This window comes from Actinomycetota bacterium (assembly GCA_019347575.1).
In the GTDB taxonomy this organism is placed as follows: domain Bacteria; phylum Actinomycetota; class Nitriliruptoria; order Nitriliruptorales; family Nitriliruptoraceae; genus JAHWKY01.
Genome location: JAHWKY010000040.1, coordinates 15,306 through 36,725, shown reverse-complemented (window position 1 = coordinate 36,725; position 21,420 = coordinate 15,306). Strand labels below are relative to the sequence as shown.

The following is a 21,420-nucleotide window of genomic DNA, read 5'->3' as shown; positions in this document are numbered from 1 at the left end:
GGTCATGTCCTGGGTGGCGAAGTCGCCGTCGCCCTCGACCTCGACCGCGAGAGCCTCGCCAGGGGCCGTCGCCGGGAGGACCGTCTCGGTGGATGAGAGATCGCTCACGACCCACCTCCGTCCTGTTCGGCTTCCTCCGTGCTACCGCCTTCGGCTGCTTGAGCACCTTCCTCCGTGCTACCGCCTTCGGCTGCTTGAGCACCTTCCTCCGTGCTACCGCCTTCGGCTGCTTGAGCACCTTCCTCCGTGCTACCGCCTTCGGCTACTTGAGCACCTTCCTCAGCGTTCTCGGCCTCGGCTGCAGAGCGCTCGGCCGCCTTCTTCTTGCGCATCTCGGCCGCCTTCTTGCGCGCGCGCTCGGCCTTGGCCTTTGCCTGGTCGGCCTTGTCCTCGTCGGTCGCCGGCTCCGACGGTGCCGCCTCGACGCCGACGGACGGCTCGTCGGGGATCGCGAGCTCCTCGTCGGCGCGGTTGACCTGCTTGGCCTGCTTGGCCATCAACTCATCGAGGATGTAGGGGCCGGGTGCGTCACCGAGCTTGGGCTCCCTGACGATGACGTTGCCCTCCTCGTCGGTCTCAGCCGGCTCCTTCACGCCGGGCCACGGCTTCGCCGCACGGCTGCCCAGGTAGAAGTCCTTGCGCAGCGGCCAGCCCTCGAAGTTCTCGGTGCACAGGATGCGCGGCGTCAGCCCGGGGTGACCCTCGAACTCGATGCCGAACATGTCCCAGGCTTCACGCTCGTGCCAGTTGGCGCCGGGGTACAGGTGTGTGAGGGTGGGCGCCGTCGGCTGGTCGCGACCCCCGCTCGCGACGGTGCGCAGGATCACGCGGTGGCGATGCCGGGTCGAGTACAGGATCGTGACGACGCCGAAGCCCGCGTCGCGCTCGTCGACGCCGAAGAGGCAGTCGAACAGGTCGCACGCGACCTCGTCGGTGTCGCGGCAGAGCTCGGCGGCCTCGACGTAGCCGTCGGCATCGAGCGTCAGCGTGACGTCGCCGAACGCCACCCCCGACTCGACGACGTGCGACCCCAGCTTGGGGGCGAGGTGGTCATGGAGTTCGTCGGGGGTCACCTCAGCCCTCCACCACGATCGGCTCACGGCGCGTCGACAGGCGCTCCTTCAGCGACTCGCCACCGATGCGGTCCTGGAGCCGGATGATGCCCTCGAGCAGCGCCTCCGGACGGGGCGGGCACCCGGGCACGTAGACGTCGACGGGGACGATCTGGTCGACACCCTTCGTGACGGAGTAGCTGTCCCAGTACGGCCCACCACAGTTGGCACAGGACCCGAAGCTGATCACGTACTTGGGCTCGGGCATCTCGTCGTAGAGCCGCTTCAGAGCCGGGGCCATCTTGTCTGTGAGGGTCCCCGACACGACCATCAGGTCGGCCTGGCGCGGGCCGTGCGCGAACGGGATCACACCCAGGCGGATGAAGTCGTGACGTGACGTCGAGGCCGCGATGAACTCGATGGCACAGCAAGCGAGTCCGAAGTTGAACACCCACAGTGAGTACTTCCTGCCCCAGTTGAACAGGAACTTCACCGGCTTGGGCATCTCGACCTGGTCTACGAGTCCCACGTCAGGACCTTCTTCCTCCACGCGTACACGATGCCCACCGCCAGGACGGCGATGAAGATGAACATCTCGACGAGCGCGAACGTGGCCGATATCGCGCTGTCGTCACCGAGGCCGTCAAGCAGGACCGCCCACGGGAAGATGAAGACGCTCTCGACGTCGAAGATCACGAACAGGAACGCGAACACGTAGTAGCGGATGTTCATCTGGCTCCAGCCCGCCCCGACCGGATCGACGCCGCACTCGTAGGTGGACAGCTTCGCCGGCGAAGGGAAGGCGGGGCGCATGACCCGGTTGAGCAGCATGATGAGGGCGTACAGACCCACGCCCACGATCGTGAGCACCGCGAAGGTGCCCCACTGCTCGTAGAAGCCCACCGAGCATCCTCCTCACCCAGGTCGTCACGTCGTGCGGTCGGCACCCTGGCGAGCGTCAGAGACCGGGGAAGGGCCCGGTATGCGTCCGCTGGATGTTCGTGCGGGAGGTGCTCAGGGTTCCCGCAGGTCGACCGTGTGCGGGGCTCGGAACGGCGGTCTAGGTCGTTGCCGGCGTACCTGCCCCGCGTCAGGCGGAGACTACCAGCGGCGTCGAGACCCACCCAACGCGTCGGGCGGGGCTCAGCCCATCGATGCTGGCACATCGCAACGTCGGAGGGTGCGATGTACCAGCGTGGATGGGTAGTCGTCACCCGACGCGGGTGACGGCGAAGCGCGCGAGCTCCTCGAGGGCCTGCACGACCGCGGCATCCCCGAGGCCGTCGAGCGCCTTGACCGCCTGGTCCGCGTAGTCCTGAGCGGTCACCCGGGCCCGCTCGAGCGCCGGGCTCGAGCGCAGCAGTTCGAGCGCTCGTGAGACCGCAGCATCCGACAGATGATCGGTGTCGAGCAGGCGCTCGAGCTCCCCGCCCCGCTCCGCTTCGACCGCGAACAGGACCGGCAGGGTGCGCACGCCCTCGCGCAGGTCGGTCCCCGGGATCTTGCCGCTCTCCGTCCGGTCGGAGGCGATGTCGAGGATGTCGTCGGACAGCTGGAAGGCCATCCCGGTGTTCCACCCGTACTCGCGCGTACGTGCGATGACCTCCGCATCGCAGCCCGACAGCAGGGCCCCGAGCTGACACGACGTCGCGATGAGGCTGGCGGTCTTGTCCCCCACGACCTTCAGGTAGTGGTCGAGGCCGGCCTCGACCCGTGGGACGTCGGGCGGCAGCGCGCCCCGCGACCCCTGCACTTCGAGGACCTGGCCCTCACACAGCGTGGCGATGGTCCGCGCCATGATCCGGGTGACCTCAACGCCGAGGTCGGCGGACAGCTCCGACGCCCGGGCGAACAGGTAGTCGCCCGTCAGGATCGCGACCGTGTTGTCCCACCGCGCGTTCGCGGACCGTGCGCCTCGTCGGGTGGTCGCCTCGTCGATGACGTCGTCGTGGTAGAGCGTGGCGAGGTGCACGAGCTCGACCACGACACCGGCGTCCGGGATGCGGGGATCGTCGGGGTCACCGAGGTGCGAGGCCAGGGCCACCAGCAGCGGCCGGAACCGCTTCCCACCCGCCTGCATCAGGTACTTGGCGGCGCGATCGACGAAGGCGTGCGAGGTCTGGACCTGGACCCGCAGCCGCGACTCGACCTCGGCGAGCGTGTCGGCGACGCCGAGTCCGTGACGTTCGAGTTCCGCGATCGCATCCCCGATCGAGCGGGGCGCGGGCGTGGCGGTCACGAGGTCACCTCGCTCGGTCGATGTCACCGCGCGAGCAGCGCGGCCTGTTCGGCCAGATCGAGGAAGGTACCGACCCCGAGGAGGATGACGGCAGCCGAAGCGAACGAGATGCCGACGGAGAGCCCGGTGGTGACCCTCGGCTCCAGGCCGTCCTCTTCGGGTTCCTCCAGGTACATCATGGCCATCAGCCGCAGGTAGAAGAACGCGGCGATGACCGTGCTGATGACGCCGACCACGACGAGCCAGGTCCAGTCCGCATCGACCCCAGCGGAGAACACGACCCACTTGCCGGCGAACCCGGCGGTTGGCGGGATGCCGGCCAGCGACAGCAGGGCCAGGCTGAACATCCCGGCGATCATCGGCGACCGACGCCCCAGTCCCTTGAGGTCGATGAGCGTGACCTCGCCCCGTCGGCGGCGCTCGAGGGCCAGCACAGCACCGAACGCGGCGATGACGCTCACGGCGTAGGTCAGCAGGTACCACAGCGTTCCGGAGCGCCCCGCCGCGCCACCGGCGACGACGCCGATCGCCGCGTATCCGGCGTGCGCGATCGACGAGTAGGCGAGGATGCGCTTGACGTCCGTCTGCACGATCGCGAGGACCGCTCCAACGATCATCGTGACCGCGGTCAGGACCGCGACGATCGGCGCCCAGATGTCGGCGAGCCGCTCGAAGCCGAGGCCGAACAGCCGCAGGATCGCTGCGAAGGCTGCGGCCTTGGTGGCTGCCGCCATGAACATCGTGACGTTGGTCGGCGCGCCCTGGTAGACGTCGGGGATCCAGAGGTGGAAGGGGACCAGCGCGACCTTGAACCCCAGCCCGACCGTGACCAGGGCAACACCCAGCAGCGCGAGGCGGTCGGGGGTCGTCACCAGGCCGAGGGCGTCGGAGATCACCGCGATGTCGAGCGTGCCCGTCGCCACGTAGATGAGTGCCAGGCCGTAGAGCAGCACCGCGGCGGCGACCGCGCCGAGGACGAAGTACTTGATCGCGGCCTCCTGTGACCGCCGATCGCGCCGGGCCAGCCCCGCGAGGATGTACAGGGCCAGCGACAGGATCTCGAGCGCGACGAAGAGGGTGATCAGGTCCGCCGCGGCCCCGAGCAACGCCATCCCGGTCGACGCCAGCAGGATCAGCGGTTCGAAGTCGGGCCGGTGGATCCGCCGCTCGTGCAGGTAGCCGTAGCCGACTGGGATCGTCAGGAGGGCGGAGAGGTAGACGACGATCCTCGTGAAGAACGCGATCCCATCGAGCGCGATCGAACCGCCGACGGCCAGTTGCGCCTCACGCACGCCGGTGTCGAGCACCACGACGTCCGCCCACTGCCACGCCGTTAGCCCCAACGCCCCGAGTAGTGCGAGCGCGGCGAGCCACGCGTTGCCGAGGGTGGGTCGGTCGCGGAACGCGACGACGATGCCGGCACCGACCACGCCGGTGAAGATCGCAACGACGGCGGGCACCCACAGGTCCTGGCTCGCCAGCCACAGGCCGACCGCGGTGCTGATCCCGCCGAGCACGACCCCGATCCCGCTGCGGTTGTGCCGCGCGATGATGAGCAGGAGCAGGGCGAGGGCCACACCGGAGACGACGAGCTCAGGCGCGAAGGCCGACCAGGCGACCTCGAGCGGTTGGACGAGCGGCGTCTCCTGACCACCCGGGACACCGGGAGGTGGTTGGGTCTGGGCGAGCAAGAGCACGGGCTACTCCTCCACCGTCGCCGGTGCGACTTCGACGGCAGCGGCCGCCACCTCCGCCGATCCGGCCTGCGACAGGGTCCGCTCGACGGACGGGCCCACGGTGTCGTAGAGGGGCTTGGGGTAGATCCCGATGACGACGATCAAGGCGAGGATGGGTGCCAGGATCGCGATCTCGCGCGGCTTGAGGTCGGTGGTGTTCTCGTTGTCGGCGCCTTCGAGGGGCCCGTGGAAGACGCGTTGGTAGGCCCACAACAGGTACAGGGCGGCGAGCACGGCACCGAACGAGGCCAGCACACCGGCCCAACGTGAGACCTGGAACGTCCCGAGCAGGATGGGGAACTCACCGACGAAGCCGTTGAGGCCGGGTAGGGCGAGCGAGGACAGCGCCACGACGAGGAACAGGCCCGCGTACACCGGGACCCGCTTGGCCAAGCCGCCGAACGCTGCGATCTGGCGGGTGTGGCGCCGTTCGTAGAGGAAGCCCACCAGCAGGAACAGCGCGCCGGTCGACAGGCCGTGGTTGATCATCTGCACGACCCCGGCGGACGTGGCCGTCGTGGTGAGCGCGAAGATCCCGAGCACGACGAAGCCCATGTGCGACACCGAGGAGTAGGCCACCAGGCGCTTCAGGTCGGTCTGGACCAGCGCCATGACGGCGCCGTACAGGATCCCGACCACGGACAAGGCCAGCAGCCACGGCGCGGCTTCGTGCGTCGCGTCAGGGAAGAGCGGGAGCGCGTAGCGCAGCATCCCGAAGCCACCCATCTTCAGGAGCACCGCGGCGAGGATCACCGAGCCGCCCGTGGGTGCCTCGGTGTGCGCGTCCGGCAGCCACGTGTGGACCGGGAAGAGGGGGATCTTCACCGCGAAGGAGGCCATGAAGGCCCAGAACAACCACCGCTGCGTCCCGGGATCGAGGGCGACGTCGAGGACGCTGTCGTAGGCGAACGAGCCTCCGGCCTGCGCGTACACGACGAGGATCCCGACGAGCATGAGCAGCCCACCGAGCAGGGTGTAGAGGAAGAACTTGATGGCTGCGTAGCGTCGGTTCTCGTAGCCCCACATCCCGATGAGCAGGTACATCGGGACGAGCATGACCTCCCAGAAGACGTAGAACAGCAGCAGGTCGAGGCTCAGGAAGACCCCGATGACCGCGGTCTCGAGCACCAGGAACGCGGCGAGGAAGCCGCGGAGCCGGTCGGTGTGCTGCCAGTGCGCGGCGATCACGACCGGAGTGAAGAAGCTCGTGAGGAGGATCAGCACCAGTGCGATCCCGTCGACCCCCAGGTGGTAGCTGGCCCCGAGCGCGGGGAGCCAGTCGATCCGCTCCTGCAGCTGGAAGCCAGCGTCGGTGGTGTCGAAGCGCGCCAGGACGACGAGGCTCGCGACGAACGTCAGCAGCGAGGCTCCCAGCGCGATGTTGCGGACGTTCCGGCGATCCTCCCCGTCGACGAAGGCGAGCGCGACCGCCCCCGCCAGGGGCAGCAACATGGTCAGACTCAGCAGCCCCATCCGTCACCCCGCCCGCACGAGGAAGACGGCGAGGACGGCGACCGTCCCGAGGGCGAGCAGTCCGACGTACGCCCGCACCAGCCCGGACTGGACCCGCCGGGTGACCCCGGCCGACCACCGTGTGGCGGTCGCGGCGCCGTTGACGGCACCGTCGATCACCCAGCGGTCCACGAAGGCCACGCCGCGGCTGAGCAACCCCCCGCCCTTGACGAAGATCAGCTCGTAGAACTGGTCCACGTAGAACCGCTGCTCGAGCACACGCGCCACCGGTCCCGTCAAGCGTTCCGGCCCGTCCCGGAAGTACAGCAGGTACGCGGCACCGATCCCGATCGCCGCCGCGACCACGGACAGCGCGATCAGGATCGGCTCGCTCAGGCCGAAGAGCAGGTCCATGCCCTCCTCGGGGTGGAACGCGCCGACAGCCGTCTCGAGCCAGCGGGCCAACGGGCCCTGGAGGGTGGGGTTCAACGCGACGCCACCGACCGCGGAGAGGACGGCGAGGACGATGAGCGGCACGGTCATGGTCGAGGGCGATTCGTGGGGATGCAGGTCGCGACCGAACCGTTCCTGGCCGAAGAAGACGAGGATGAGCCAGCGGGTCATGTAGAAGGCGGTGAGGATGGCGGCTGCGACACCGAGGGCCCATATCGCCTCGTGCCCGGTCTCGTAGGCCTCGGTGAGGATCTGGTCCTTCGACCAGAACCCGGCGAAGGGTGGGATGCCGCTGATGGCCGCCCAGGCGATCGCCGAGGTGGCGAACGTGATGGGCATGTGCTTGCGCAGCCCACCCATCCGCCATACGTCCTGCTCGTTGGCGAGGGCGTGCATCACCGACCCGGCGGCGAGGAAGAGCAGCGCCTTGAAGAAGGCGTGCGTCACGAGGTGGAAGATGCCGATGGCGAACGCCCCGACGCCGACCCCGATGAACATGAAGCCGAGCTGGCTGACGGTCGAGTAGGCCAGGATCTTCTTGATGTCGTCCTGCCGAACCGCGATGAGCGCTGCCAGCAGCGCGGTTGCCACGCCGATCCACGCGACCACATCGAGCGCCGTAGTGGAGCCGAGGTAGATCGCCGACATCCGAGCGATCATGTAGACCCCGGCGGTGACCATCGTCGCGGCGTGGATCAGGGCCGACACCGGGGTCGGACCCGCCATGGCATCGGGGAGCCAGACGTACAGGGGGATCTGCGCCGACTTGCCGGTTGCGCCTCCCAGCAGCAGCAGCCCGATCGCGGTCGCGGTGGCGGTCCCGGCGATCGCGCCCGCCTCAGGCAGCACGCCGGCGAAGGCCAGGGTCCCGAACGTGTTGAAGATCAGGAACATCCCGATCATGAACGACACGTCGCCGACACGGTTGACGATGAACGCCTTCTTCGCGGCGCTGGCGTACTCCGAGCGTTCGAACCAGAACCCGATGAGCAGGTAGCTGCACAGACCGACGAGCTCCCAGCCAACGAACAGCACGAGCAGGTCACTGCCGAGGACCAGGACGAGCATGGAGAACAGGAACAGGTTCAGGTACGCGAAGTAGGTGGTGAACCGCTCGTCGCCGTGCATGTAGCCGATCGAATAGAGGTGGATCAGCGAGCCGACACCCGTGATCACGAGGAGCATCACCGCCGACAGCGGGTCGAGCAGCAAGGCGACATCGACGTGGAAGCCACCGACGTCGAACCACGTGAACAGCTCGGTGATGATCGTGCGCTGCTCGGCGTCCTGACCGAGCAGCTGGACGAACACCAACACGGATACGGCGAAGCTCAGCCCCGCGGCCGCGGTCGCGACGTACCCCGCGGTGGGCTCCCGTACGCGCCGCGGGTTGAACACGAGGATGACGAAGCCGATCAGGGGCAGGAGGGGGATCAGCCACGCGACGGCCGCCGCACCGCTGGCCTCGACGGCGGTGAACCCCGCGTCGGACGCCTCGGTGGCGAGCAGCACGGACGTCATCGCTCAGCCCCTCAACAGTCGCGGTGCATCGACGTCGAGGGTGCCGCGCCGGAAGAAGATGTTGACGATCAACCCGAGTCCGACCACGACCTCGGCGGCAGCGACGACGATGACGAAGAACACGAAGACCTGACCGTCGGCGCTGCCCCACTGACGCGCGGCCGCGGCGAGCGTCAGGTTCACCGAGTTGAGCATCAGCTCGACGCACATGAACAGCACGATGGCGTTGCGCCGCAGGAGGACCCCGACCAGCCCCGTGCAGAACATGATCGCGGCGATCGCGTAGTAGTAGCCGATGGGCATCAGTCGACCCCCGGCTCGTCGTCGACCGCCGAGGCGGACTCGGTCTCGCGATCGGGGAGCGGAGGATCGATCACACCGTCCCCCATCAGGTCCTCGGGGTCATCGTGGCGGCGGCCGAGGACGATCGCCCCGATCGTCGCGACCGTCAGCAGCAGAGCGGACGCCTCGAAGGGGAAGGTGTAACGGCCGAACAGGCGGTTCGCGAGGACGGCCACGCTGCCGTCCTGCTCGGCCAACGCGCGGTCGAGTCCCTCGCACCGGATGGCGTCGGTGCGCTGATCCAGCACCTCGGTGTCCACCTGGTCGCCACACCGGGAGCCCGCCGACGTGAATGTGCCCACCAGGCTGAACACGAGCGCCCCGACGACCGCGAGGCCGACCAAGACGGCCCCGACCCGGTGCAGGCGCGTGGTGTCGATGAGCGCATCGTCACGGTCGACACCGAGGAGCATGATCACGAACAGGAACAGGACCATGATCGCCCCGGCGTAGACGATCACCTGCACGATCGATAGGAAGCCGGACTGGAGCACGAGGAACAGACCCGCGATCGCGAGGAAGTTCAGGACCAGCAGCAGCGCACCGTGGACGATGTTGCGCATGACGACCATGCCGATGCCGGAGCCCATACCGATGACTGCGAGGACCCAGAACAGGATGGTCTCGGCCATCCGGTCCTGCCCCGCGACCTCGACGACGTCCTGGCCGACGTCCTGAGCGAGTACGAGCAGATCCATCACCGGTCCTCGTCGGGCTCGCCGACGGTGGCCGCATCCGGCGGATGCGTCCCCGGTTCCGGCAGCTCGCCGTGGTCCGCGCGGTCGCCCCCGCCACCCCACGGTCCGGCCGGGACGACATCGCCAGCGCGCGACGAGGGGGCGGCGGTCGCCGGCGCGAACTCCCCACCGTGGAGGTTGGGCGGCGTCGTCGCCAGGCCGCCGTAGTAGTTGATCCCGCGCTCGCGCACGTCGCGGTCACGGTGGGGCGGCGGGTCGGTGCCGTCGGCGAGAGGCGCCAGCAAGCGGTCCTTGGTGTAGATGAGCTCGAGGCGTGAGTCGCTCGCGATCTCGTAGTCGTGCAGCATGGTGAGCGCACGCGTCGGACAGGCCTCGATGCACAGGCCGCAGAATATGCAGCGGTTGTAGTTGATCTGGTAGTCGATGGCGTACCGCTCACCCGGCGAGTAGCGCTTCTCGGCGGTGTTGTCCGCTCCCTGCACGTAGATGGCGTCCGCGGGGCACGCCCACGCGCACAGCTCGCAGCCGATGCACTTCTCGAGGCCGTCGGAGTAGCGGTTGAGCTGGTGGCGGCCGTGGTAGCGCGGCTGCGGCTCACGCTTGACCTCGGGGTACTGGGTCGTGACGGGGCGGGTGAACATGGTCCGCAGGGGCACGCTGAGCCCGCGCCCGAGGACGGTGCGGCTGAGGAACAGCCACAGCAGTGCGGCGACGGCGACGAGCGCGATCAGTGAGCTGACGACCGTAGGCATCAGGTGGAGACCTCCTCGAGTTCGTCGCCGAACTCCTCGCTCGGTGGCGTGGTGTCGGTCGTGATCGGAGCGCTCGTGAACAGCGGCGCCACCAGGTAGAGGATCACGGCCGCGGCGATGCCACCGCCGGCGATGGCGAAGCGCGCGTCGTCGGAGAGCTGCTCGTTGACCAGGACCATGAACGCGGTCGCGAGCACCCAGACCAGCCCTAGCGGCAGCAGCCACTTCCAGCCGATGTCCATGAGCCGGTCGTACTTGAACCGTGGCAGTGCCGCCCGGAGCAGGATGAACACGAACACGACCGCCCAGGTCTTCGCGAGGAACCACACGACCGGAAGGATCCACGCGAGGGCGGGTGTGCCGTCGAGCGGGTTGGGACCGGCGGGTCCGCCGAAGAACATCGTGACCAGGATCGCCGAGACCGTGATCACGTTCATGAACTCGGCGAGGAAGAACATCGCGAAGCGGAGCCCGCCGTACTCGGTGTGGAACCCGGCGACGAGCTCTTCCTCGGCTTCGGGCAGGTCGAACGGCGGCCGCTGGGTCTCGGCGACCATCGCGACCGCGAAGATCAGGAAGGCCGGGAACAGCGGGATGACGAACCAGTTCGGAACGCCAGCGATGAGGCCAGGTTCGTTGGCCTGGATGGCGACGATCTCGGAGACCGTGAGGGTCCCGGCGTAGACGAACACGCTCGCCACGGCCAGACCCTGGGCGATCTCGTAGCTGACCATCTGGGCACTCGAGCGCACACCGCCGAGCAGGGGGTAGGGCGAACGCGACGACCAGCCCGCGAGGACGACCGAGTAGACGTTGATCGACCCCATCGCGAGGAACCACAGCAGCCCGACGTTGAGGTCCGCGATCTGCAGCGCGAACGTCTCACCGAACAGCGATACCTCTCCCCCGTAGGGGATGATCGCGAACGACAGGAACGCGACGACGACCGACAGCAGCGGTGCCAGCACGTAGATGGGTCGGTCGACCATCGAGGGGGTGACGTCCTCCTTGAAGAACAACTTCACCCCGTCGACGAGGGTCTGCATGATCCCGAACGGTCCGACGCGGTTGGGGCCGATGCGCGACTGCATACGTGCGACGACACGACGCTCGGCCCAGATGAGCAGTGCGGTCGACACCAGGAACAGCGCGAAGCCGACGACGACTCGGAACACGTGCACCCAGATCGGCAAGCTCACGCGGGCACCTCCGCTGGCGCGACCTGCGCGGGGGAGGCCAGCGCACGCCCCGACGTCTCCGCGCTGTTCGCAGGCACGAACACCACACCCGGCATGAGCCCCGGCTCGAGCACGGCCGCCAGGGTCACGCTCTCCTCACCCGAAGACACCGTGACGAGCGTCCCGGCTTCGATGTCGAGTCGCTGCGCGTCCTCGGGGTTGAGTCCGATCGTCGCCGGGGGGGCGGCCGCGAGAAGATCGGTCGCGCCGGTCAGCATCGTGCCGCGGTCGAGCAGCGTCGGGTAGCTCAGCACGACGAAGCCCTCGGCGGGCGCCCCGTCACCGGCGGGCGACACAGGGTCCGGGACCGGACGCGGATCGCCCGACCGCACCCCGAGTCGGTGCTGTTCAGCGCGGAGTCCGTCGAGGTCGTGGAAGCCGAGGTCGCGCCCCTGGACGGCGGCGAGCTGCACCAGCACCTCCCAGTCGCCCTGGCACAGTGACGGTCCGTCGATGACGGCCCGGAACTGCTGGCTGCGCCCCTCCCAGTTGGTGAACGTGCCCGCCCGCTCCTGGGTCGCCGTGACCGGCAGCAGGATGTCCGCGGCCGGGGTGGTCGCGTTCGTCGCCAGGTCCTGGACCACGACCGTCGCCACCCGATCGAGGGCGCGCCGCACGAGGTCGGGATCACCGCTATCGCGGACGAGATCGATGCCGATGAGGTGGAGGACGTCGATGTCACCGGCAGCGGCAGCCTCGAGGATCGGCTGGAGTCCGCGGCCCGGTGCCTCGGGCAGCGCTCCCCACACGTGCGACACGGCAGTACGGTCCGCCTCGTCGTCCGAGCGCCGTCCGCCGGGCAGGAAGCCGGGAGCGAGTCCCGCCGCGAGCGCCCCGCGGGCACCCGCCCTGCGGGGCACCCAGGCCAGCTTGCAACCGAGGTGGTCAGCCAGTCGGACGGCCGCGGCCAGGATCCCGGGAGACCGCGCCCCACGCTCACCGACGAGGATGACTGCGTCGTGACCGGCCTCACGGAAGGCCGCTGCGACATCGTCGAGGTGGGGGTGCTTGTAGCCGGCCGACACCGCCGCGTCGGCGAGGTTGGCCACGCCGAGGGCCCGCGCCAGCGCGGCCATGGCACCGAGCTCGGCCGACGGGGCGGTCGGCAGGACGCGCCAGGCGTAGCGGGTGAGCGAACCGGACCGCGCTCCGATGGGCACGATCTTGCTCTGGTGCGTGCGCCACGCCTTGCGGAGACGCAGGTGGAGGATCGGGACCTCCTCCTCCGGGTCGAGACCGACCACGATCGTCGCGGGTGCGGCCTCGACCTCCGCATAGGTCGCGGTGGGGCGGCTCAGAACGGCCGCCAGGGCCGCGTCCTCGTCGGGACCGGCCGGCGTCGTGCGGAAGTCGACGTCGTCGGTGCCGAGCACGGTGCGCACGTACTTCGACGCCGCGTAGGCGTCCTCGTCAGCGAGGCGCGAGCCGGTCAGAACGGCGACCCGTCCGGGGCCGGTCTCGTCGGCACGGCGCACGGCATCCGCGACGGCGGTCAGCGCCTCGGACCACGACACCGCGACGAGGTCGCCCTCCTTGCGGATGGCCGGCTCCCGCAGCCGGGCGTCGGAGTCGAGGAGGCGGAACCCGAAGCGGCCCTTGTCGCAGTTCCACATCTCGTTGACGGCCATGTTGGTGCGCGCGAGCTGGCGCTGGATGTCACCGCGTCGCGATTGCACCGTGAGGTTGCATCCGGCGGAGCACAGCCCGCAGACGCTCGGCGAGGAGCGCAGGTCGAACGGCCGCGCACGGAAGCGGTACGCAGCCGATGTCAGCGCTCCGACGGGACAGATCTGGATGACGTTGCCGGAGAAGTAGCTGACGTAGGGCTCGTCCTCGTAGATGGCGACCTGTTCGAGCGCGCCGCGCTCGAACAGCTCGATGAACGGATCGCCGGCGATCTCGTTGCTGAACCGCGTGCACCGTGCGCAGAGCACGCAGCGCTCCCGATCGAGCAGCACCTGTGCCGACACGGCGACCGGCTTGGCGTACCTGCGCTTCTGGTCGACGAAGCGCGACTCGCCGGGGCCGTGCAGGAGCGCCTGGTCCTGCAGCGGGCACTCGCCGCCCTTGTCGCACATGGGACAGTCGAGCGGATGGTTGATGAGCAGGAACTCGAGCTGCCCGCGCTGCGCGGTGGCGGCGACGTCCGACGTCATCTGGGTCCGTACGACCATGCCGTCCGTGGCCTGGGTCGTGCACGCCGTCATCGGCTTGCGCTGGCCCTCGACGTCCACGATGCACTGGCGGCACGCCCCGAGCGGATCGAGCAGGGGGTGGTCGCAGAACCTCGGGATGATGATGCCGAGCTGTTCGGCGGCCCGGATCACCAGGGTGCCCTTGGGCACGGTGATCTCGCGGTCGTCGATCGTAAGGGTGACCGTCCCGACAGTCATGCCTTCCCCCTTGAGGGGGGAGGGGCCGACGTAGTCGGCCTGGGGGGTGAGATCAGACCGACAGGCTCGAGCATCGGGATGGAGCGGTCGGGAGGGGTGATCTCCTTCGGACAGCGTCCCTGGGCGATGTGCAGCTCGTAGTCGTCCGCGAAGTACTTCAGGCTCGACACGATGGGGCTGGTCGCGCCATCGCCGAGCGCACAGAAGCTGCGGCCGAAGATGTTGTCGCACACGTCCTGGAGGACGGCGAGATCGTCCTCGCGTCCGCGCCCGACCTCGATCCGGCGCAGGATCTGGCTCAGCCAGTACGTGCCTTCACGGCAGGGGGTGCACTTGCCACACGACTCGTGCTCGTAGAACTCGGTGAACCGCAGCGTCACATCGACGATGCACGACTCGGTCGAGAAGAAGCTGATCGCGCCGGTGCCCAGCAACGAACCCGCCTCCGAGATCTCCTCGAAGGCGTACGGCAGGTCGAGGTGCTCGGCAGTGAGGAACGGGGTCGACGAGCCCCCCGGATGCCAGAACGACACCTCGCGGCCATCCTTCATCCCACCGACGTGCTCGAGCATCTGTCGCACCGGCGTGCCGAGCGCGAACTCGTAGTTGCCGGGGCGCTCCACCTCACCCGCGATGCACATGAGCTTGAACCCGGGGGACTTCTCGGTTCCCCACTGGCGGAACCAGTCGGCCCCGTTCAGCACGATGAGCGGCACCGAGGCGATGGTCTCGACGTTGTTGACCGTGGTCGGGCAGCCGTACAGCCCGTGGGTCGCCGGGAACGGAGGACGCAGCCGAGGCTGACCCCGACGCCCCTCGAGCGAGTCGAGCAACGCCGTCTCCTCGCCACAGATGTAGGCGCCGGCACCGCGGTGGATCGTGAGGTGGTGGCGCTTGCCCGAGCCCAGGACGTCATCCCCGAGGTAGCCGGCCTCGTAGGCCTCGGCGATGGCGGCACGCAGTCGCCGGCCGGCGTGTGCGAACTCGCCGCGGAGGTAGATCATCCCGTGCTCGGAGTTGAGCGCGAGGCCTGCGACGACCATGCCCTCGACGAGAGCGTGGGGGTCTCGCTCCATCAGCTCGCGATCCTTGAACGTGCCGGGCTCGCCCTCGTCCGCGTTGCACACGACGTAGATCGGCTTGCCGGTGTCCTGGGCGACGAAGCCCCACTTCATGCCGGTGGGGAACCCCGCCCCCCCTCGGCCGCGCAGGCCTGAGTCCTTGACGATCTCGATGATCTCGTTCGGGGCGAGCTCGAGCGCTCGTCGCAGACCCGCGTACCCACCCGAGCCCTTGTAGGCGTCGAGGGTGTGGCCGTCGTCGAGTCCGTAACGCTTGCTCAGCGCCTCCACGACACCGGTCGCGCCCACGTCAGGCCCCCTTCCCACGGTCGCCACCACCCTCCAGCTGGTGCCTGACGACCTCGCCCCCGACGCCCCTGGGATCGACACCGGGGAACACGACCGGCAGATCGGTCTCGCCGTTGCGGATCGAGGGGGCCACGGACGCGTTCACCGCGGACCGAGCGGACGCCTCCGAACCGACCTGCAGCGACTCGGGGTCGGCGGCGCCGGAGAGGTCCCACTCCACCTGCTTGAACGTGCCGGGGACGTCACCGGACCAGTTGCTGGCCGGGGGTTCGCCCTTGCGGCACGCCGCGAGGAGCTCGTCCGCCTCGTCGTCCGTCACCGGTCCGTACATCTCGTAGTTGACCTGCACGACCGGTGCGGCGTCGCAGATGCCGAGGCACTCGGCGTGCTCGACGCTTACCCCCGTCTCCTCGTCATGGTGGCCACCGAGCTGCTCGAGGTAGCCGTCGTAGATGCGCTGGCCGCCCGCGATCTTGCACACGGGGTTGGTGCAGACCGACAGCAGGTAGTCGCCGACCGGCTCGCGCTTGAACATGGTGTAGAAGCTCGCGACCGCGCCGACCTCCGCCTTGGTGAGGTTGAGGCGCTGCGCGCAGAACGCGATGCCCTCGTCGCTGACGTAGCCGTGGTCCGCCTGCACGAGGTGCAGCAGCGGCAGCAGCGCCGACCGCGAATGCGGGTAGCGCGCGACGAGCCGGTCGGCGACTCGGAGCGTCTCGTCGGACAGCGGCACGTGGGAGGCCCTCCGGTGGGGGTCGGGGACGGTCAGCGGTCGACGCCGCCCATCACAGGATCGAGGCTGGCGACCACCGCGATGACGTCGGAGACGGTGTGACCGCCCGCCATGTGGTCGGTGGCCTGGAGGTTGACGAACGAGGGGTCGCGGACGTGGACCCGGTACGGGCGGTTCGTGCCGTCACTGACCACGGCGTAGCCGAGCTCACCTCGCGGTGACTCCACCGCCTCGTAGACCTGTCCGACGGGAACGGTGAAGCCCTGGGTGACGAGCTTGAAGTGGTTGATGAGGGCCTCCATCGACTCGCCCATGATGTGGCGGATGTACTCGGGGCTGTTGCCGAGGCCGTCGGGTCCGAGCGCGAGCTGCGCGGGCCACCGGATGTGCGGGTCCGCGACCATGGTCGGGCCGTCGGGCAGCACGTCGAGCGCCTGGCGGATGATGCGCAGGCTCTGGCGCATCTCCTCGAGCCGCACGAGGAACCGCGCGTAGCTGTCGCCCGCCGACTCGGTCGGCACGTCGAAGTCGAACTGGTCGATGCCGCAGTACGGCTGCGCCTTGCGCAGGTCGAACGCGAGCCCGGCGGCGCGGGCGAGCGGCCCCGTGACCCCGAAGTTGCGTGCGTCCTCCGTCGTCAGGATCCCCACGCCCTTCGTGCGCTCGAGCCAGATGGGGTTCTTGAGCAGGAGGTCCTCGTACTCGCCCATCTTGTCGGGCAGCACCTGGAGCAGGCTCTCGCAGCGCTCGATGAAGTCGTCGGTGACGTCCGCGGCCAAGCCCCCGGGGCGGATGTACGCGTGGTTCATCCGCAGGCCCGTCTGCGACTCGAACAGGTCGAGGATGCGCTCGCGCTCGCGGAAGCCGTAGATCATCATCGAGATGGCGCCGAGCTCCATCCCTCCGGTGGCGAGCCAGACCAGGTGGCTGGCGATGCGGTTGAACTCGGTCAGGATCACCCGTACGGTCTGCGCCCGCTCGGGGGCCTCGATACCGAGGAGCCGCTCGACCGCCAGGCAGTAGGCGAGCTCGTTGAACAGCGGCGCCAGGTAGTCCATGCGCGTGAAGAACGTCACGCCCTGGACCCACGTGCGGAACTCCGCGTTCTTCTCGATGCCCGTGTGCAGGTAGCCGATGATGGGCTGGACCGACAGGACCGTCTCGCCCTCGAGCTGCAGGATCAGGCGTAGAACCCCGTGCGTCGAGGGGTGCTGCGGCCCCATGTTCACCGTGATGACGTTGTCGCCGACCGCATCCTCGACCGTCTCCCAGTCGGCCCCCGTCACGAACAGATCGCCGCTGAAATCGGGACTGGCAGCGGTGCGGCCGTGCTCGACGGTGCTCATCGGTCCGCCACCTCGCGCCGTAGGTCGCGCTCGTCAGGCGGCGGGATGAACTTCTCGTTGTGGTAGGTCACGTCGACCCCGCCGAGCGGGTAGTCCTTGCGGTGCGGGTGGCCGACCCAGTCGTCCGGCATCAGGATGCGAAGCAGGTTCGGGTGCCCCTCGAACCTCACGCCGAAGAAGTCGTACGCCTCGCGCTCGAGGAAGTCCGCGGTCGCCCACAAGCTCGTGACCGACGGCAGCCGGGCGTCCTCGTCATCGGTGGCGACCGACACGCGGAACCAGTGGTTGCGCGAGGTCGAACGGAGGATGTAGTTGATCTCGACCACGCCCCGCTCGCGTGACACCCGGTACTCGGGCCAGCCGGTCGTCGACGGCTGACGCTCGAGTACGTGCTCGCCGGCAGGCCAGTGCACGCCCCCGAGGTCGGCGAGGTAGTCGCACGCCAGCGCGGCGTCGTCGCGGCAGAAGCGGAGCAGGTCCACGACCTGCTCGGGCGCGGCGAACAGTGTGAGCTCGCCGCGAGCGATGTCGCTGGCGACATCGGGGAAGCGCTCCTGGACCGCGCGCTCGATCGCCTCGAGGTCCCTCATGCGTGCGACCCCTGCTCGGCGAACGTCTCACCGGAGATCTTGGCGTGCAGCTTCAGGATCCCGTCCATGAGCATCTCGGGACGGGGCGGGCAGCCCGAGACGTACATGTCCACCGGCACGATGTGATCGACCCCCTGGACGAGGGCGTAGTTGTTGAACATCCCACCCGACGTCGCGCACACCCCCATCGACAGGACCCACTTGGGATCCGACATCTGGTCGTAGATGCGACGCAGCACCGGCGCCATCTTCTGGCTGACGCGGCCCGCCACGATCATCAGGTCGGCCTGACGTGGCGAGGCGCGGAACACCTCCATGCCGAACCGCGCGAGGTCGTAGTGCGCGGCGCCCGCTGCCATCATCTCGATGGCGCAGCAGGCGAGTCCGAAGGTGGCCGGCCACAGCGACTTGGAGCGCGAGTAGTTGACGAACCGCTCGAGGTTCGTCAGCAGGATCCCCGAGGGGAGCTTCTCCTCTAGTCCCACTTCAGACCTCCGCGCCCGATCTCGTAGGCGAAGGCGACGAAGAGGATCCCGATGAAGACCGACATCTGGACCAGACCCTGCCACCCCAAGCTGCGGTAGACGACCGCCCACGGGTAGAGGAAGACGGTCTCGACGTCGAAGATCAGGAACATCATCGCGACGAGGTAGAACTTCACCGAGAAGCGCACGCCCCGCACGTCCGCCAGCGGTTCGTTGCCGCACTCGTACGCCGACAGCTTCGTGGGGTTCGGTCGGTTGGGGCCGACCATCGAGGACACCAGCAGCGAGCCCGCTCCGAACGCCAGCGCCAGCCCGAACAGCAGCAGGATCGGCAGGTACTCGTTCAGCACCTCGGTCCTCCTGGTGATCGTCGGCGGGCGTCGAGCCTACGGGCGGGTCGCTGGGGCCTACAAACCCTCTGTGCTACCGCTTCGCTACTTGAGCACTCCCTGCTGTGCTACCGCTTCGCTACTTGAGCACTCCCTGCTGTGCTACCGCTTCGCTACTTGAGCACTCCCTGCTGTGCTACCGCTGCGCTACTTGAGCACTCCCTGCTGTGCTACCGCTTCGCTACTTGAGCACTCCGTCCCGTACTAGGCGGCGGGGGCGATCCGCGACGCGGTGTTGATGACGACGTCCATCGCGTCGCCGGGACGCTGGTCGGTGAGGTTGGCGAGCAGCTTCATCACGAACGCCATCAGGCGCCGGCGCGGCAGTCCGTACTCGGTGCAGACGCGCATGATCTCGGGGTGACCGATCAACTCGAGGAACAGGCGCCCCAGGGTGTAGTACCCGCCCCACCGCCGGTCGAGTTCGACCGCGTACATCCGGAGGGTGTCGGTCCGCCGCGTCTCGAGTGCACGGTCAGCGGTCTCGGCGGCGAGCTGCGCCGACTCCATGGCGTAGGCGATGCCCTCGCCGTTCATGGGGTTGATGTGCCCGCCAGCGTCGCCGATCAGCAGCACGCCCCGGTGAGCGTGCGGCTTGCGCGAGAACCCCATGGGGAGCGGCCCGGACCGGATGCGGCCGTCGCGGATGGCGTCGGACAAGCCCCAGTGGTCGGGCAGGCCCTCGACCCACCGTTGCAGCAACCGCCGGTAGTTGACCTGGCGGAAGTGACGCGACGAGTCCGGCAGGCCCGCGCCGACGTTGACCGTGCCGTCGGCCATCGGGAAGATCCAGCCGTAGCCCGGCAGCAGATCGTCGCCGTGACGGAGCTCGAGGAAGCTCGACAACCACACGTCGTCGCGTCGATCGGAGCGGTAGTAGGTGCGCACCGCCACCGCCATGGGGCGGTCGTCGCGACGGTGGAGGTCGAGGGCGACCGCGAACCGGCTCGACGCCCCGTCGGCGGCGAGCACGACCGGCGCTCTCACCTCTCCCTCGTTGCCTTCCTCGTCCTTCCAGCGCACGCCCGCGACCCGGTCGGGGCGGCGCGTTGACCAGACGGGGCCCGTGACCTCGGCGCCCTCCTGCACCTGTGCCCCCCGCTTGACCGCGTGCTGAGCGAGCGTATGGTCGAAGGTCGAGCGGACGCATGTGAGCGAGTGGCCGGGGAAGTCGGTGAGCTCGGGCCACGGCAGTTCGATCACGTGACCACCACCGTGGACACGCAGTCCCGTACTCCGGGCCCACCCCGCGACGCGGCCTTCGGCCTCGTCCCGCAAGCCGAGCGCGACCAGCTGTTTGACCGCCCGCGGGGTCAGGCCGTCGCCGCAGACCTTCTCGCGCGGGAAGTGATCCTTGTCGAGGACGACGACGTCGCGCCCGGCATCAGCGAGGTGCGCGGCCGCCGTGCTGCCACCGGGGCCCGCGCCGACGATGACGACGTCGGCGTACCGCACCTGTGCCATCGGCGCGTCCTCCCTCCGGTCGAGCGCGACCGTCCCGCGCTTGTGAAACGCTTCACGATGCGCGCGAGTCTAGTGGACGTGACGCTGACCCGGCACCGCCCGGAGATCCCAGCCCCGGGTGGCGGATCAGGCTCCCAGACCCGTGAGGAACCCCATCACCTGAGCAACGGCGTTGCTGAACTGCTCGCTGGTCAGCACGTCGGCATCCGCAGGCGCCTCGATGGCAGCGACCTCGCCGTGGTCGGTCAGCGCGAGCGTCACGTCGATGCGGCCCTCGACCTCCTCACCCGACCGTCGTGCGGACTCGCCGAGGTCGAAACGGATCTGGTCGATGCGATCTCCGGAGGTCACGATCGTGCCCGGGATGGTCTCGGGCAGCTCCTGCAGGTCGGCTTCGAGATCGTCGAGCGCGATCTGCCGCTCACCCAGGCGCTGGCTGAGGTCGGCAGCCGCGCGGAGGAGCTCGCGCACCTGCAGGTCGACGCGAAAGGTCTGCTGGCCGTCCTCGTCGCTGTGCTCCGAAACGGTGACGAAACGCTCGATGAACGCCGGCAGGTCCGCGCCGAAGTTCTCCTCGAACGCGCTCTCGACCTCGGCCTCGTCGGGTGTCTCCTCGCCGCCGAGCAGCGACTGCAGGCGCTCCGGATCCAGACCTCCCTCTACGCCGACCCAGCCTCCTTCCAGCGCGGTGACGACGGTCTGACGAACGGCGGGGTCGAGACCGAGGTCGTCGAGCTGGCCAGCCAGCGCCTCGACGTCGACCGGCGTGCCGGTCAGCTGGGCGACGTCGTCGAGCCCAAGACGCAGGTACACCGCCTCGTCGCCGATGGATCGGGCTTCGAGGACGTCGATGCTCAGCAGCTGCAGGACCAGGCGCGTGTTGTCGCCTTCGGTGGCACCAGCGATCTTGAAGCCCGAGAGGAAGAACGCTGCCTGCCCCGCACCCTCGCCCAGAGCGGCGAGTGCCGACTGGTCGGCATCCACCGTGAACTCGAACGCGAACGAGTCGTCGAAGGTCCCCTCGACCGCGGCGGCGAGCTCCTCCTGGGGATCGCTGTCGCCACCGCAGGCGGAGGCCACCAACGCGACGAGCAGCACGAGCAGTGGCATCCGAGGGGCGTGGAGTCGGGTCGACATGGCAATCACCAGGGCGGGGAGCGGGATCCG

The 21,420-nt window shown here is 68.9% G+C and carries 20 protein-coding genes; all 20 read right to left on the bottom strand.

The window, feature by feature from the left end; all coding sequences use genetic code 11:
* Positions 1 to 104: 104 nt before the first annotated feature.
* The 20 genes from KY469_19600 to KY469_19505 all read right to left on the bottom strand — a co-directional run bounded on the left by KY469_19600 (position 105) and on the right by KY469_19505 (position 21,390).
* Entirely contained in the window at positions 105 to 1,073 is a 969-nt protein-coding gene (locus KY469_19600) for an NADH-quinone oxidoreductase subunit C (GenBank protein MBW3665305.1), read from the bottom strand.
* Position 1,074: 1 nt separating this feature from the next.
* Positions 1,075 to 1,557 carry an NADH-quinone oxidoreductase subunit B gene (locus KY469_19595; protein ID MBW3665304.1) on the bottom strand — a complete coding sequence of 161 codons (483 nt, stop codon included), beginning with the start codon at positions 1,555 to 1,557 and terminating at the stop codon, positions 1,075 to 1,077.
* 11 nt (positions 1,558 to 1,568) lie between these two features.
* A complete protein-coding gene (locus tag KY469_19590) occupies positions 1,569 to 1,883 on the bottom strand; it encodes an NADH-quinone oxidoreductase subunit A (GenBank protein MBW3665303.1) in 315 nt (104 codons plus the stop codon).
* A gap of 379 nt (positions 1,884 to 2,262) precedes the next feature.
* Positions 2,263 to 3,291, bottom strand: coding sequence for a polyprenyl synthetase family protein (locus KY469_19585; GenBank protein MBW3665302.1), 1,029 nt, complete (start codon positions 3,289 to 3,291; stop codon positions 2,263 to 2,265).
* 23 nt (positions 3,292 to 3,314) lie between these two features.
* On the bottom strand, positions 3,315 to 4,988 hold the full coding sequence (locus KY469_19580; GenBank protein ID MBW3665301.1) for an NADH-quinone oxidoreductase subunit N: 1,674 nt from the start codon (positions 4,986 to 4,988) through the stop codon (positions 3,315 to 3,317).
* A 3-nt stretch (positions 4,989 to 4,991) separates the two neighbouring features.
* Positions 4,992 to 6,500, bottom strand: coding sequence for an NADH-quinone oxidoreductase subunit M (locus KY469_19575; GenBank protein MBW3665300.1), 1,509 nt, complete (start codon positions 6,498 to 6,500; stop codon positions 4,992 to 4,994).
* A gap of 3 nt (positions 6,501 to 6,503) precedes the next feature.
* On the bottom strand, positions 6,504 to 8,453 hold the full coding sequence (gene nuoL, locus KY469_19570) for an NADH-quinone oxidoreductase subunit L (GenBank protein ID MBW3665299.1): 1,950 nt from the start codon (positions 8,451 to 8,453) through the stop codon (positions 6,504 to 6,506).
* Positions 8,454 to 8,456: 3 nt separating this feature from the next.
* Positions 8,457 to 8,756, bottom strand: coding sequence for an NADH-quinone oxidoreductase subunit NuoK (gene nuoK, locus KY469_19565; GenBank protein ID MBW3665298.1), 300 nt, complete (start codon positions 8,754 to 8,756; stop codon positions 8,457 to 8,459).
* A complete protein-coding gene (locus KY469_19560) occupies positions 8,756 to 9,493 on the bottom strand; it encodes an NADH-quinone oxidoreductase subunit J (GenBank protein ID MBW3665297.1) in 738 nt (245 codons plus the stop codon). Before KY469_19560 ends, nuoK begins: the two co-directional genes overlap by 1 nt.
* Entirely contained in the window at positions 9,493 to 10,245 is a 753-nt protein-coding gene (nuoI, locus tag KY469_19555) for an NADH-quinone oxidoreductase subunit NuoI (protein ID MBW3665296.1), read from the bottom strand. The genes KY469_19560 and nuoI overlap by 1 nt, the downstream gene beginning before the upstream one ends.
* Entirely contained in the window at positions 10,245 to 11,444 is a 1,200-nt protein-coding gene (gene nuoH / locus KY469_19550; GenBank protein MBW3665295.1) for an NADH-quinone oxidoreductase subunit NuoH, read from the bottom strand. The genes nuoI and nuoH overlap by 1 nt, the downstream gene beginning before the upstream one ends.
* On the bottom strand, positions 11,441 to 13,876 hold the full coding sequence (locus KY469_19545) for an NADH-quinone oxidoreductase subunit G (GenBank protein MBW3665294.1): 2,436 nt from the start codon (positions 13,874 to 13,876) through the stop codon (positions 11,441 to 11,443). The genes nuoH and KY469_19545 overlap by 4 nt, the downstream gene beginning before the upstream one ends.
* A complete protein-coding gene (nuoF, locus tag KY469_19540; protein MBW3665293.1) occupies positions 13,873 to 15,327 on the bottom strand; it encodes an NADH-quinone oxidoreductase subunit NuoF in 1,455 nt (484 codons plus the stop codon). Before nuoF ends, KY469_19545 begins: the two co-directional genes overlap by 4 nt.
* Complete coding sequence (locus tag KY469_19535; protein MBW3665292.1) at positions 15,248 to 16,015, bottom strand: NAD(P)H-dependent oxidoreductase subunit E; 768 nt, start codon at positions 16,013 to 16,015, stop codon at positions 15,248 to 15,250. Before KY469_19535 ends, nuoF begins: the two co-directional genes overlap by 80 nt.
* Complete coding sequence (locus KY469_19530) at positions 16,012 to 17,325, bottom strand: NADH-quinone oxidoreductase subunit D (protein ID MBW3665291.1); 1,314 nt, start codon at positions 17,323 to 17,325, stop codon at positions 16,012 to 16,014. The genes KY469_19535 and KY469_19530 overlap by 4 nt, the downstream gene beginning before the upstream one ends.
* Positions 17,322 to 17,915 (bottom strand): NADH-quinone oxidoreductase subunit C, encoded by a 594-nt coding sequence (locus KY469_19525; GenBank protein MBW3665290.1) that lies wholly within the window; start codon positions 17,913 to 17,915, stop codon positions 17,322 to 17,324. The genes KY469_19530 and KY469_19525 overlap by 4 nt, the downstream gene beginning before the upstream one ends.
* Positions 17,912 to 18,400 (bottom strand): NADH-quinone oxidoreductase subunit B, encoded by a 489-nt coding sequence (locus tag KY469_19520; GenBank protein ID MBW3665289.1) that lies wholly within the window; start codon positions 18,398 to 18,400, stop codon positions 17,912 to 17,914. Before KY469_19520 ends, KY469_19525 begins: the two co-directional genes overlap by 4 nt.
* Positions 18,391 to 18,750, bottom strand: coding sequence for an NADH-quinone oxidoreductase subunit A (locus KY469_19515; protein MBW3665288.1), 360 nt, complete (start codon positions 18,748 to 18,750; stop codon positions 18,391 to 18,393). The genes KY469_19520 and KY469_19515 overlap by 10 nt, the downstream gene beginning before the upstream one ends.
* A 243-nt stretch (positions 18,751 to 18,993) precedes the next feature.
* Entirely contained in the window at positions 18,994 to 20,253 is a 1,260-nt protein-coding gene (locus KY469_19510) for a geranylgeranyl reductase family protein (protein MBW3665287.1), read from the bottom strand.
* Between the two features lie 126 nt (positions 20,254 to 20,379).
* Positions 20,380 to 21,390 carry a hypothetical protein gene (locus KY469_19505; GenBank protein ID MBW3665286.1) on the bottom strand — a complete coding sequence of 337 codons (1,011 nt, stop codon included), beginning with the start codon at positions 21,388 to 21,390 and terminating at the stop codon, positions 20,380 to 20,382.
* Positions 21,391 to 21,420: the final 30 nt, after the last annotated feature.

Excerpts from the sequence above, each read along its gene's own strand:
- KY469_19510 (MBW3665287.1), bottom strand. The coding sequence starts at position 20,253 with ATGGCACAGGTGCGGTACGCCGACGTCGTCATCGTCGGCGCGGGCCCC.
- KY469_19590 (MBW3665303.1), bottom strand. The coding sequence starts at position 1,883 with ATGCTGCTCAACCGGGTCATGCGCCCCGCCTTCCCTTCGCCGGCGAAG.
- KY469_19505 (MBW3665286.1), bottom strand. The coding sequence starts at position 21,390 with ATGTCGACCCGACTCCACGCCCCTCGGATGCCACTGCTCGTGCTGCTC.
- nuoI (MBW3665296.1), bottom strand. The coding sequence starts at position 10,245 with ATGCCTACGGTCGTCAGCTCACTGATCGCGCTCGTCGCCGTCGCCGCA.
- KY469_19560 (MBW3665297.1), bottom strand. The coding sequence starts at position 9,493 with ATGGATCTGCTCGTACTCGCTCAGGACGTCGGCCAGGACGTCGTCGAG.
- KY469_19545 (MBW3665294.1), bottom strand. The coding sequence starts at position 13,876 with ATGACTGTCGGGACGGTCACCCTTACGATCGACGACCGCGAGATCACC.
- nuoK (MBW3665298.1), bottom strand. The coding sequence starts at position 8,756 with ATGCCCATCGGCTACTACTACGCGATCGCCGCGATCATGTTCTGCACG.
- nuoL (MBW3665299.1), bottom strand. The coding sequence starts at position 8,453 with ATGACGTCCGTGCTGCTCGCCACCGAGGCGTCCGACGCGGGGTTCACC.
- KY469_19595 (MBW3665304.1), bottom strand. The coding sequence starts at position 1,557 with ATGCCCAAGCCGGTGAAGTTCCTGTTCAACTGGGGCAGGAAGTACTCA.
- KY469_19525 (MBW3665290.1), bottom strand. The coding sequence starts at position 17,915 with ATGAGGGACCTCGAGGCGATCGAGCGCGCGGTCCAGGAGCGCTTCCCC.
- KY469_19530 (MBW3665291.1), bottom strand. The coding sequence starts at position 17,325 with ATGAGCACCGTCGAGCACGGCCGCACCGCTGCCAGTCCCGATTTCAGC.
- KY469_19575 (MBW3665300.1), bottom strand. The coding sequence starts at position 6,500 with ATGGGGCTGCTGAGTCTGACCATGTTGCTGCCCCTGGCGGGGGCGGTC.